General features: G+C 53.4%; 12 protein-coding genes. 5 read left to right on the top strand and 7 right to left on the bottom strand.

Annotated elements, in window-relative coordinates:
- A complete protein-coding gene (locus EGT74_RS13435) occupies nt 1-627 on the top strand; it encodes a response regulator transcription factor (protein WP_123847104.1) in 627 nt (208 codons plus the stop codon).
- A gap of 292 nt (nt 628-919) precedes the next feature.
- Nucleotides 920-1,465 carry a hypothetical protein gene (locus tag EGT74_RS13430; protein WP_123847103.1) on the top strand — a complete coding sequence of 182 codons (546 nt, stop codon included), beginning with the start codon at nt 920-922 and terminating at the stop codon, nt 1,463-1,465.
- Nucleotides 1,466-1,471: 6 nt separating this feature from the next.
- Here EGT74_RS13430 and EGT74_RS13425 read toward each other — a convergent pair whose 3' ends face one another.
- Together EGT74_RS13425 and EGT74_RS13420 are read right to left on the bottom strand one after the other, a co-directional pair.
- Entirely contained in the window at nt 1,472-1,849 is a 378-nt protein-coding gene (locus EGT74_RS13425) for a helix-turn-helix transcriptional regulator (RefSeq protein ID WP_123847102.1), read from the bottom strand.
- 1 nt (nt 1,850) lies between these two features.
- Nucleotides 1,851-2,402 carry a hypothetical protein gene (locus tag EGT74_RS13420; protein ID WP_123847101.1) on the bottom strand — a complete coding sequence of 184 codons (552 nt, stop codon included), beginning with the start codon at nt 2,400-2,402 and terminating at the stop codon, nt 1,851-1,853.
- A gap of 448 nt (nt 2,403-2,850) precedes the next feature.
- Here EGT74_RS13420 and EGT74_RS13415 point away from each other — a divergent pair, with 448 nt between their 5' ends.
- A complete protein-coding gene (locus EGT74_RS13415; RefSeq protein ID WP_158618135.1) occupies nt 2,851-3,213 on the top strand; it encodes a fasciclin domain-containing protein in 363 nt (120 codons plus the stop codon).
- A gap of 63 nt (nt 3,214-3,276) precedes the next feature.
- Here EGT74_RS13415 and EGT74_RS13410 read toward each other — a convergent pair whose 3' ends face one another.
- Both EGT74_RS13410 and EGT74_RS13405 read right to left on the bottom strand, forming a co-directional pair.
- Nucleotides 3,277-3,723 (bottom strand): hypothetical protein, encoded by a 447-nt coding sequence (locus tag EGT74_RS13410; RefSeq protein WP_123847099.1) that lies wholly within the window; start codon nt 3,721-3,723, stop codon nt 3,277-3,279.
- Between the two features lie 59 nt (nt 3,724-3,782).
- Nucleotides 3,783-5,483, bottom strand: coding sequence for a serine hydrolase domain-containing protein (locus EGT74_RS13405; protein WP_123847098.1), 1,701 nt, complete (start codon nt 5,481-5,483; stop codon nt 3,783-3,785).
- On the opposite strand from EGT74_RS13405, the gene EGT74_RS27300 reads away from it, so the two are divergent.
- On the top strand, nt 5,443-5,853 hold the full coding sequence (locus tag EGT74_RS27300) for a cysteine-rich CWC family protein (protein WP_317126715.1): 411 nt from the start codon (nt 5,443-5,445) through the stop codon (nt 5,851-5,853). The two genes, EGT74_RS13405 and EGT74_RS27300, sit on opposite strands and share 41 nt — an antisense overlap.
- Before the next feature lie 60 nt (nt 5,854-5,913).
- On the opposite strand, the gene xth is transcribed toward EGT74_RS27300, so the two are convergent.
- The 3 genes from xth to EGT74_RS13385 form a co-directional block, all read right to left on the bottom strand.
- Nucleotides 5,914-6,687, bottom strand: coding sequence for an exodeoxyribonuclease III (xth, locus tag EGT74_RS13395; RefSeq protein WP_123847097.1), 774 nt, complete (start codon nt 6,685-6,687; stop codon nt 5,914-5,916).
- 133 nt (nt 6,688-6,820) lie between these two features.
- The gene (locus EGT74_RS13390; protein ID WP_123847096.1) at nt 6,821-8,293 is read right to left on the bottom strand and encodes a RagB/SusD family nutrient uptake outer membrane protein; all 1,473 of its coding nucleotides are present in this window, start codon (nt 8,291-8,293) and stop codon (nt 6,821-6,823) included.
- A gap of 2 nt (nt 8,294-8,295) precedes the next feature.
- A complete protein-coding gene (locus EGT74_RS13385; protein ID WP_123847095.1) occupies nt 8,296-11,109 on the bottom strand; it encodes a TonB-dependent receptor domain-containing protein in 2,814 nt (937 codons plus the stop codon).
- Between the two features lie 517 nt (nt 11,110-11,626).
- On the opposite strand from EGT74_RS13385, the gene EGT74_RS13380 reads away from it, so the two are divergent.
- Entirely contained in the window at nt 11,627-12,433 is an 807-nt protein-coding gene (locus EGT74_RS13380; RefSeq protein WP_220392877.1) for a M48 family metallopeptidase, read from the top strand.
- Nucleotides 12,434-12,447 lie beyond the last annotated feature (14 nt).

The following is a 12,447-nucleotide window of genomic DNA, read 5'->3' as shown; positions in this document are numbered from 1 at the left end:
ATGATCGATGTAATCTGTGTGGATGCCCGTCCTATTGTTCTTGCAGGCCTCCGGCAAATCCTGAGCGGCCATGCCGGCATCCGGCCGGCGGGGTTTTATCAGACCGGCCGTGAAGCGCTGCAAGCCCTCGTCAACGAATTGCAACCCCTGGTAGTATTGACGGATATCATGCTACCCGATACCAACGGCAGCCGCTTTTGCCTCGACATCAAAAAGAAACGCCCATCCGCACAGGTGGTAGCGTTCAGTCAGCGCAACGAGCGCTCCTGCATTTTGTCGATGCTGCAATGCGGCGCCGGAGGGTATCTGGTCGAAACGGCCGGTGCGGAGGAGATCCTGGCGGCTGTGTGTACGGTGGGCGACGGGCAGGTGTACCTCTGCAGCCGCGCACAGCAGGAAATGAACAGCACCCCTGACCTCGGCGGTTATGCGCTGCCGAGCATTACACGGCGGGAAAAAGAAATTCTGCAGTTGATCGGCAGGGGGCTTACGTCGCGCCGCATCGCGGATGCCCTCTCGGTCAGCACGCATACCGTGGAAGCGCACCGTAAAAACCTCATGGAGAAATTTTACGTGAAGAACATGCCCGCGGTCATCAAACTGGCGGCGGAGTACCAGTTGCTGTAGCGGCTTGCCGGTAAAGCCGGGAAACATGTGATATCATTCCGGTAATTCCGGGTGGCGGCTTTTCTTTGCGGGGAATAGATTCCGCTACTGGCGGGCTTGTCAGCAACGCCTGAAAACATGTGGTATCATGCTGATAATACCGGGCGATGGCATTTTCTTTGCCTTGAATAAATCCGTCTACGGTAAGACCTCAGGACTTTTTTTACAGAAAAGTAAATTTCATACCAGCAGTAATCCCTGTTCTATTCCATGCGCCGTATCGTCGGTAGTATTGTGCCAAAATCTCCGGCACATGAACGCAAACATCAGAAAAGGCACTTTCCCCAACCGGCTGCGTAAAGGCATCCTGACAGGCATTTTAACGGGCATTTCCTTCACGGGTGCACATGCACAGCATACCGCTCCCGCCTATCCGAAAATCGGGGCTTACGTGGGAATCCTGCATCCGGTCGTTACCTTTGGCAGTGACGTGCCGCATTACAATTTCGATGGCGTCTATACGGTGGGGCTGCCTACCGGTATCAATATCTGGAAGAGCCCGCGCATCGGCTTTTCGATGGAGTTCGTACCCACTGTGCGGGTGACGTCCGGCACCAATAAGATGAACAATTTTTTATTTCACCCGGGTGCGCTCTTCGGTCTTGGGAAGGGATTTACCCTGGCGGCGAGGGCCGCGTTTGAAACCTCCGGCCGGTATGGGTTTACGCCGGTGCTGAACAAGGTGGTGTACAAGGGGAAACATACCGGGTACTTTGTTGCGGTTCCGGTGCCGGTGAGGTTCGGTAACGACCAGCCGGGAACAGTGGGTGCCGGGTTTCAGTTTGGAATAGTGTTCTGAAGGGGATTATTTCTTCGCCTTGCGCGGCGCTTTACCTTCTTTTTTGTCTGGACCGGGTTGAACGACGCCGGCAGCAGGTGGCGTACTGCCGCCTTCGATGATCATCAGCTTTGCGCCCAGCGCTTTTTCCAGTTTGTCAATCGTTTCAAACGTCAGGTTCTCGCTCCCGCTGACGATTTTGCTGATCTGCTGCCGCGATACGCCCATCAATTCAGCAAGGGCGGATTGGGTCATTTCCTTTTCGCGGAGTATCGTTAATACCCGGAGAGCAACGGCAATCGAGTTTTTTCTCCAGCCCGCCGTTGCCATTCTTTCAGCTGCGTTCTCCCTCCATTTGGAAGGTTGATCGCTCATGAGCTTTTGTAATTTTTCATTCAGGTTCATGTCAAAAAAAATTAAGTGTTTGCGAAATGTCTATATCGTTCTGCTGCAACCAACCTTTAACACTGTCAAGTTTGCGTAGTTCTTCCATTAAATGAGGCCTGTCGTTCATGGTGGCGGTCAGTTTAACCGCGCCGCCGCTCATAATAAATGAATTTGGCGCCAACCGTATGGCATAGACTATGAGCTTGGGACGATGGAACATCTTTACCACAATGCAGGCTTTTGAGCGTTGCAGCGGAGAAAGAATATACTCGTGATTAAATAACGGCCTGAATATCTCCTGCAGCCGGGTGCTTTCATAATACTCAAATAGCTGCTCTTCCATAACCATAGCCTCTTCTATTATTTCCCTCGCAGCTTCCTCCACCGTAACAGGCCGCTGAAAGGCGTCAACCAGGTCAGCTTCGTTTTCATAACAAAAGGATTCCACGTATTCGGTGTCATTCCACAGATTAAACAAACGATCGAATTCATCCGGCCCATCCTTATGATACTTTACAGCAAATAAACCATCTTCTGCATCCTCTTTCCCAAAGATACGAACTAATTCCATAATGACAACTTTTAGGTTAACAATCTTTCCATTTAAATAAAAACAAACGCCCACGCTGAATGCGGCAATTAAAGGAATATTGCGTGTTTGAGACCGAATTTTGACAGGAATATTTTTGATTTCAGCATAACTACCGGCGGTGCTGTGAAAACATCAGGAATCTCATGTTTTTTCGCTGAATTTCTGCATGCCCAATACTTGCTTTGCCACGCCGTAAACCTGAATTTTAACATGGAAGCGGAAAGACTTTAGAACGCTGCCGGGAACATGCCAGGATGCTGAAAAGACGCAGGGGAAAATAATATACCGGCCGAAGCGATAATAAATCAACCTTTATCCGTTTAATAAGGTTACCTTACATGAACTGCGGGTTATTCTACCTGCAGCTAAATTACATATCATGTCAAATGTTGTGGAAGTTGTTGTGGCCGACAAAAATCTAGCCACTATGTCGAAGAGCATTAAAGCTGCCGAATTGGATGTGGTACTTTCCCAAAAGGGACCGTTTACGATATTTGCGCCTACCGATATCGCGTTCGGCAAGTTACAGTCGGGCCGGATGTCTGACCTGCTGAAAACCGAAAACCGCGAGAAACTGACGGAATTGCTGAATCATCACGTGGTGGACGGTGTGACCAATTTCAGCGACCTGCGGGATAACGTGAAACTGGTAACGACCAACGGCAGGGAACTGACCGTGAAGGTGGACGGCGGCAGGGTAACCATTAACGGCGCCGCTTTACAGGGCCGCGACAATATCGGTTCCAACGGAGTGGTCCACTCGCTGGATACCGTGATTGAAATGAAATAGGTTTCTTTGTATTAAATTTTCAAGCCACTGGTGAGAACCGGTGGCTTTTGATTTTCACTGTGGTCAAAATCCCAGTCCCTTCTCAAAATCAGCGATCGCTTTCGCGCCGTTGTCGCTGAAGCCGCCTTCATCCTGAATGGGGACGGAAGACACCAGGTAATTACACGCCAGGCAAACACTGATGTACGCCGCCGGTTTCCCTTCACGGTAAAATACCAGGCCCAGGTGCGGATCAAAACAGGCCGCGAGCGGGCCGCCATAAGTAGATTTATCTGACAGGATATCCGTGATGGCAGCGGTTTGTTTGCCGTTCAATACGGCTGTTTTCGAAATCCGGCCGGATAAAACACCATCGTCCATGATTTCCTGGCCTCCTTCGCCGTCGTAGGAATAAGCTACTGTTGAATCATACGGAATGCCGGCGAACACGCCGTTGGTGGGGGCCGGATTGGCACAGGCAGCCAAAAGCAGGAACAATACAGGTATTGGAATGAAGTGTTTGCGTGACATGGCAGGGAGATTGATCGATAAGTTAGGGATTAAGCGGGCTTGAAGATGTTAAAAATATTCTAATTGATTTTATTGAACACGAGGTGCATGATCCGCCGGCTGTTCAGCTCGAAACCGGTGATCTTTTTGCCGGCTCCCCTCCTGATCTGCAGATGATCCAGCATGGGATGTTCCGTTATCAGGTGGTCGTCATCCATCATCCTGATCAACGCATCGTTGTGTTTGTTGCTGGTGAGGTACAACCGGCCGTTCTTCTCCGCAATGCCATAGCTGCACTCCAGCTCCGGGCAATAATAAGTGCCTGTGAACGATTGCAGCGGCATCGTGGTGGTTTTCATTTTCGCGAACTGTATCGGGGCACCGGGAGAAGCGGGCGTAACGAGTGCGGCGCCTGCCTGTTCACCGGCGCTTCCGGTAAAAAAAGCATACCGTATCGCCGGGTTTTGCAATAACGAAAAGGTATCGTTCCGTTCCGGCACCAGCAGCAGGTCGCCGTTCAGCCAAAGCTGGTTCTTCTTCAACGACAGATGCGCCTGGAAACCGTCGTCGGCAATGTAACTGCCCAGGAATGCTTTCACGGCGTTCGTGTCCGTGAGAAAAGTGACGCCGGAATCGCGGCGGGCGGCGGTGGATGCGGGCTGCTTCGCGCGGATGTCGGGAATAAAAAACGTTGCGAGATTTTCTCCCCTGCCGTACACTTCATTATCGCCACCGTTGCCGAATACGATGAAACCGGTTTTCAGATCAGGGTACACCACCACCAGCGTGCGGTAACCAGCCAGAGAGCCGTTGTGGATGTAGCGTTTCCACCCCCGGCTGCTGTCGACCGCAATGCCCAGCGCATAACTGATTTCCTGACCATTGTTGAGCCTGCCTCTTTCCGCCAGTTGCGCAATGTCCTGCCGGTCGCCGGATTTCGGGGAAAAGATATTCATCACCCACTTCGACATGTCTTCCAGGCTGGTAAACAGCCCGCCGTCGCCCAGCGTGTATACGTTCTGGTAGCTGTTCTCGAAAAAGTTCCGCCGGCCGCTGCGCTTGTCCAACGGCACAAACGAATAAGAAGCGGCCCTTCCCTGCAGCATTTCTTCCGGGTGGTCCACAAAACGGGTACTGGCCATGCCCAGCGGCCTGAAGATGGCCGAGTCGGTGAACGATTTGAAATCCTGGCCGGCGGCGGTTGCGGCAATTTCCGCCAGCAGCACGTAATTCGAGTTGGAATAGGCGTATCGCTCGCCGGGCTCAAAGTTGAGGCTGCGCTGTTTTTTGAGAATGTTCAGAGCGAGGTCCTGCGTCAGCATACCGTCCATACCGAGCCCTGAAATAGCCGCCAGGCCGATGTCGTCGCGGATGCCGCTGGTGTGGTTGAGCAGATGCCTGACGGTGATCTTTTTCCCGGGAATGTTCATCCAGGGAAGATATACGCGGATATCTTCATCGAGTTTGACCTTCCCCTGCCGCGCCAGTAAAACGATGGCATACCCGGCGAACTGTTTGGATACCGAACACATGTAATAGACGCTTTTCGTCGTATTGGGCACACTGTTTTCCAGGTTGGCCAGGCCGAAGCCCTTTGCGTAAAGCAGCGAATCGTTCCGCACGATGCCGACCACACATCCCGGTGCTTCGGCACGATCCCATTTTTTGAAGTGCAGATCGATCTTTTTTACCAGGGAATCGGGTAAGGATTGTGCACTCCCCTGCTGCACGAGTGCGCACATGATAAGCATTGCGGTGGAAAATATTTTACGGGTCGGCATAGCGGCGGTTTATGGGTTGTACAACAAGGTACGAAATGTTTCGTGGGTAATCAAAGCCTCCAGGCAACAAAATTATGGGGTGCTATTTGCCGGTAAAGGCTTAAATTCATTCCGTATGTGTGAACACGAAAAAAAGTCCTGTCCGCGCTGTAAGGCCGGTTTTGAATGCAAGGTAGGCTCCATCCTGCTCTGCCAGTGCACGACGGTGGCTTTAACGCAGGAGGAACGGGATTTTATAGCCTCCCGGTATGCGGATTGCCTTTGTGCGGGTTGCCTCCGCGAAATGAAATCTGAACACCATCAGCAGGCATTTCAGAAGCAACTGTACGGGATATCTCCACTGCTGTTCAAACGCCCGGATACAACATAATACCGCTAAGGCGCTCCCGCTGTTTGCCCTCTGCGGCTATTGCTGGCTGACGCGCCGGCGTTAACCTTTCAACTCAATCCATACGGGCGCATGATCGCTCGATTTCTCCCATCCGCGCACGTGTTTGTCGACGCCCGCTTTTTTCAGCCGAGGCGCCAGCTGCGGGCTCAGCAGGAAATGGTCGATGCGCAGGCCGGCATCGCGGCCGAAGGCGTTGCGGAAATAATCCCAGAAGGTATAGATTTTTTCATCGGGGTACAGTTTGCGGAGGGCGTCCGTCCAGCCCTGCGCCACCAGTTCATGGAAGGCGGCGCGGGTTTCGGGGCGGAACAGGGCATCGTCGACCCATTTTTCCGGTTTGTATACGTCGAGCTCGGTGGGCATTACGTTGTAGTCGCCGGTGAGCACCACGGGCAGGTCCTGCGCCAGGAGGTCTTTGGAGTGTGCAATGAGGCGTTTGAACCAGCTGAGCTTATAATCGAATTTGGGGCCTGGTGCGGGGTTGCCATTGGGCAGGTAGAGGCAGCCGATGAGGATGCCGTTCACCACTGCTTCGATGTAGCGGCTGTTCACATCGTCCGGGTCGCCGGGCAGCGCACGGCGCAGTTCTTTGATCTCGCCCACGCGGGAGAGGATGGCTACGCCGTTCCAGCTTTTCTGGCCATGCCAGGCCACATCGTACCCGGCATCGCGGATGGCCTGTTCGGGGAATTTCTCCTGCGGGGCTTTCAGCTCCTGCAGGCAAACAACATCCGGGGTGGTTTCTTCCAGCCAGCGGAGCAATACGGGCAGGCGGCCGTTGACGCCGTTCACGTTATAAGTCGCTATTCTCATATGGTGCATGTTCGGTTCTGGTTCCAAATCTACACTAAATGTGCAGACCGGCAAGATCAGTTTCAAAGCTGCGGTTGCGGGCATAAAAATGGGCGTGCCGGAGAACCGGCACGCCCTGCTCAGTCATGCTTATTTAGAAGAAAGGAACTACCTCAGCGGAGGCTTTGTTGGTTACGATCACTTTGTTCATGTTGTGTTTGATGGTGCAGGTACCAGCGGCCTTGTCGTAGGTAAAGGCGTCCATTTCCTTGTTTTTGGGAATAAATGCCGGGATGCGGCCTACTGTGGCAGGGTCGCCGTTTTCGATGTTCGGGTTGCTCACGATTTCGTTGAAAGAAACCGGGTAGCGGAAACCAAGATCAACGGCACGTCTCCCCTCACCGATGAATATTTCCTGGCGCAGCAGGTAGATCAGCTCGAGTACTGCGTCTACGGTGGGGTAGTTAGCAGCGGTCACATTGGCGGCGTTGATGGAGGTGCCGGAAATAACGGGCACCGTCACCATGGGCGCACCCCGGTCGAGCACGAGGCCGGCAATCAGGGGCTCACCTGCGCTCGCGGCTACGCGTACGGTAGCAACGTTCGGGCGCGAGCCGGGATTACTTTCATCACGGCCTTCTGCCTGGTCGTCGAAAGTAGCCTTGTTGCGGGTGTTGACCACACCGATCAGGTCTTTCACCCGGTTGAGCGCCGCAGGCAGCTGGTTGTCCGCTACATCGGCTTCAGCCAGGATAAGATAGGCTTCTTCGATTTTAGCCAGCGGAATGGGTGAGTCTTCACTGCTGGAAATGGTATAACATTTCGGATCCAGGAAGTCGAGACGCGGCAGGGGCTGCAGGTCGTCGAACGTGCCCCTTCTGTACATGGCGTCCTGCAAAATGTTGCTGATCGCGGGCGTGAACGTGTTCACCGGGTCGAATGCCACCGATCTCACATACCGGTTGTTGCTGGCAATAGCATCTGCCGCATATTTCCGAGCATTGGCCTTGTCGCCGAGGTAATAATACGCCCTGGCCAGTACAATGTTGTAGCCGGTTTTCAGGTCTCCGTCGGTAGACAGCGCCAGCGCTTTCTTGAAATTAACGATGGCGGAGTCGAATTGTTCGGCCGGCGGCACGGGTTTCCCGTCGCCCACTACCGGCGCACTCACAAATAATTCGGCGGTCCAGAGGTGCGAGAGCCCTTTGTAAAAATAGAGTTCGGCCTCTTCACTGGGGGTAGCGGTAGGATCTGCCGGTTTCACTACTTCCAGGCCATACACGGCGTTTGACCGCAGGCGGGACAGGTATTGGATCAGATCGTTGATGTCTGCATCCGCTACGTTCATCCTCGGAAAATCAAACGCCTGGTTATAGTAGGTTTTTGTGTTGGCATAGTTGTCCGAGAGAATTTCGTTGGGTGTCACGATCTCGTTATAAGCCAGCGCCAGGTTGCGGGCCATACCGCCCAGCCATGGTTTCATGGTGAGCAGTCCTTTGTCTCTCAGATCATCTTCCGTCAGGTTCGGGTTCACCACTTCCGTCGGGTCGAGCAGGCTGCAACCGCTGCTGAACACTGCCGCGGCGGCCATCGTCAATGCTAATATTTTCGTTTTCATAATTGCCATGATTATAATTTAACTCTGAGGGTACCGATAAATTGCCTGGGTGATGATTCCGTACCGAAGCCGAAACCACCTACCGTCAAACCGTTCTGGATGTTCGCGCCGGAACCGGTTACTTCAGGGTCGAATTTGGAAGAGTAGATGTTGATGGGATTGGTGATCATGAAACCTACTTCCAGGCCTTTAAACACCCTGTCTACATATTTCTCGGGCACCTGGTAATTGAGGGAAATGTTGCGCACCTTGAAGTAGTTGGTTTTTTCCACCCAAACGCCTGCGAGGTCGAAGAAACTCTCGTCGCGGGATGCTTCGGGGATACGATCGTCAGACAACCCGTTGAAGAAACGCAGCACTTCGTCCACATTCACGCCATACGCGCCTGACTGGTAATCGCCATTGGCATACAGGGTGAGGCGTTGTTTGAAGGTAAAGGAAAGCCCTACGGAGCCGGAGTGTTTCGGAATGGGCGAGCCCAGGTTGGCGTTGGCTTCCGAGCTGGTCATCTTACCGTCTTTATCAAACGTAGGCCTGTTGCCCTTCAGGAAACCCACCGGTTTGTTTACGTCCACGAATGAGCCCAGGAAGGTAAACCCGCCGATAGAGAACTGCGGTGTGCCACCGTTGGAAGTCACCACGCTTTCAGACAGCAGGTTGTAAGATGCGTTCAAACGAAGACTGAAATCCTTCTTGTCCAGCACGGTCAATACCGAAGCGAACTCCCATCCTTTGTTGGAAATCGCGCCGATGTTGCGGAGTTGGGTGATCAGGCCTGCTGAAGGCGTGTACGGTGCGTTGAACAATGCGCCTTCCGTTTTGGCCTGGTAGTAGGTGGCCGACAGTGTGAAGCGGTTGTTGAGGAAACCCAGATCCAAGCCGCCTTCGACAGTGGCCACTTTTTCAGGCTCCAGGTCCGTGTTGCCCGGCTGGCCGAGGCTAAAGCCCGCTCCTGCCAGGAACGGCCGGCCGGTGATGGTCCGCTGGTGGCTGAACGGCGGTGGGAACAAACCGGCCTTACCATAGTTGGCCCTGAACCTCAATTGCGAAACAACGGGAAGTGAATTGGCAATGAAATTCTCCGCGGCGAGGTCGTACGACATACCGATTTTCGGATAGAACTGGTTGCCGATATTGTCGCCGAATGCAGAGTTCGCATCCATGCGCAAGCCCATTTCCAGGAAAAGTTTGTCTTTAAAGCCGATGTTTTCCGCTACATAAAAACCATAGTTGGTCACGGTCAGCTCATAGTCTTCCGCGGTGGTTTTACCGGAGTTGTTCACAGAACGGGAACCGTCTACCACGTTCACGCCGTGAAGTGCATTCTGTTTATCGATGTTTCTGAATGCCTGCCCGCCCAGTGTACTGATAAATGAGAAGTCGTTTGCACGGCCTTTGTGCTGGATATTGAAATCGCCGGTGAGGCCGAGGAAGTTCCTGTTGAACACATCGATCGAGCCCTGGTTATCCGTGCCCGGAGGAACGGCGCCGAGGGCGATCAAATAACGGTTGGTGAAAATACCCAGTTGTTCGCTGCTGCGGTAGTCGATACCGAAAGAAGCCTTCGCCGTCAGGTTCTCCAGGATCTGCGCGGTGAATGCCTGGCTGGTCTGGAAGCGGTGAACGGTTTCACGCTGGTACACGTTGGCCATGATCGGGTCGATGATGGCGCGTTTGATACTGTCGAGCTTGGTTTTGTTGAACTTGTTCAGTTCGCCGTACGCGCCGGTTTCGAGGTTGCCGAATACGCCGTAAGACGAGTTGGCGTTCTGGTCGCGGAAGAACTGGTTGGCGGAGAAACCGAGCGAGCCGGTGTACGTCAGGATCTTGTTCACCTTCGCGGAAACGGTGGAACGGAAGTTATAGCGTTTCTGCTGGTTCGCGGGGCGGAAGCCGTCGTCCTGGCCAAAGCTGCCGGAGAAGCTGTACGTCACCCTGTCTGAGCCGCCTGACAGGCCAATGCGGTAGTTCTGGTACAGCCCGGTGCGGAACAGTACGTCGGCTGTTTCTTTGAAGTGCAGATAATCTTCGGTGCCTTTGGTGCCGCCGAGTTTCACTTCGAAGTCCAGTTCGGGCCGCATGGCGGATCCTTTTTTGGTGAAGATCTGCAGTACGCCATTGGCCGCGTCGGAGCCGTAGAGCGTGGTGGCGGCGCCGCCTTTGATGAATTCCACGCGCTCGATGTTTTCAATGGGAATGTCTGCGATGGCGCTACTTTGTGCGCCGCCTGTTTCGAGGCTGAGGGCCGGAGCGGTATTCAGGTTGTCTACCCGAACGCCGTCCACATAAATTACCGGTGTAGTGGATGAATAGGCGGATACGATACCGCGGCTGCGGATGAGGGAGGCGGTGCCAGGCTGGCCGGAGTTCAGACGGATCTGCGCACCGGGCAGCTTACCCGCGAGCAGCTGATCCAGCTGGCCTGCGGGTGCGGCTTTGATGTCTTTTGCGCTGATCGTTTCAACGGTGGTGGACAAACGGCGTTTTTCCACACCGATACCCTGGCCGGTTACAACAATCTCGGATAATTCACGCCGGCTGGTCACCAGCCGGATGTCGAGCTCCGTGCTGGCAGCGGATTGTTCCTGTGTTACAAAACCGATGGAGGAAAAAACCAGTACGTCCTGCGGGGACGCATCGAGTTTGAATGTTCCGTCGCCCCCGGAAAGCGTTCCGCTGGAGCTTCCCTTGATGGTGACCGTTACGCCGGGGATCCCGTCGCCCGTCTGGGCGTCCCTGATTTTCCCCCGGACCGTTCGCGTCTGCGCAAGCGCCATCGAGGCGTTCACCAGCACGAGCATCATTAAGAATAGTGTCTTTTTCATGAATGAGCGTGATTTTGGTTCAAAAAATGATTGAATTATGCACGGCACGCGTAGCGCCGCACGATCATATTGGCAGGCATATGATGCACAGGTTAAAAATGCCGATGAGGCATCACATTCATAGATAACTATTCACTAGCGCTTGGAATACGGCTTGTTGCCGCCAACACCAGGTTAACTTCCGGGCTACAACACTTTATCTGCATTTCATCGGTTTCCGTTATAGGTACGTATGATTCTTATCCGTTCCGTCAGCGTTATTATTTTGGTTCCTTCGATAACGTAATCAAATATACGTAAATACATGTACTTCATAACCATACCATCCGGGCATAAAATTACTCGAAAAGAATATCCCGGCCTATACCGGAATACCAGTAGTTTAGGGATACGGAGAACTGGATAAAATGAATTGAAAATGTATTGAAAACGAGAATTTTATCCGGATTTCCTATATTTGCGGCACGATAAAATTTGTTGAACCTGTAATTCATTTCTCACAAAAAAAGACGACTATATGTTTGCATCTGTTCGCCCATGGATGGCCATTTTATGCGCCACCACCCTTTCATTGTCCGCTAACGCCCAGTTAAAACTGAACACCAAGTCCATCGGCGCCGGCGCGAAAGCCGTGAAGGCCGCTACTTTGTCTGACGACGAAGTGATCAAATACACGAAGGAATACATCCAGTGGATGGATGAAAACAACCCCGTTGCCCCGGCAGACGATCCCCTGGCGAAGCGCCTGCAGAAACTGACCGCCGGCCTCACTAACTACGACGGCCTCGCTCTCAACTACAAAGTATACCTGGTAAGAGACATCAACGCCTTTGCCTGCGCCGACGGCAGCGTACGCGTATGCGCGGGCCTGATGGAAACGATGACGGACGATGAGCTGATGGGCGTGGTAGGCCACGAGATCGGCCACGTGAAAAACAAGGATTCCAAAGACGCTTTCCGCACGGCGCTGATGACCTCCGCACTGAAGGAAGGCGTTTCCTCCCAGGGTGGCGCAGCCGGTGCCCTGAGCAGTTCCCAGCTGGGCGACCTCGGCGAAGCCGTGGCGAATTCGGCGTATTCCCGCGGCCAGGAAAGCCAGGCGGACGATTACGGATATGAGTTCCTGAAAAAAAGCAAACTGAATCCCTGGGGCATGTCCACCGCCTTTGGAAAACTCCTGAAAGCATCGCAGGATGCCGGCGGAGGCGATAAAAAGAAAAAAGGCGCGCAGCTGTTTTCATCGCACCCGGATACCGAGAAAAGAATGAACACCATGGCCGCGAAAGCGGAGAAAGACGGGTTCAAGAAACCGGCTGAAAAATAGGGCTTCTCCCCTGC

The sequence above is a fragment of the Chitinophaga lutea genome (assembly GCF_003813775.1).
GTDB classification, from domain to species: domain Bacteria; phylum Bacteroidota; class Bacteroidia; order Chitinophagales; family Chitinophagaceae; genus Chitinophaga; species Chitinophaga lutea.
Note: the sequence above shows the minus strand (reverse complement) of the source record. Positions and strands in the feature narration are given on the sequence as shown.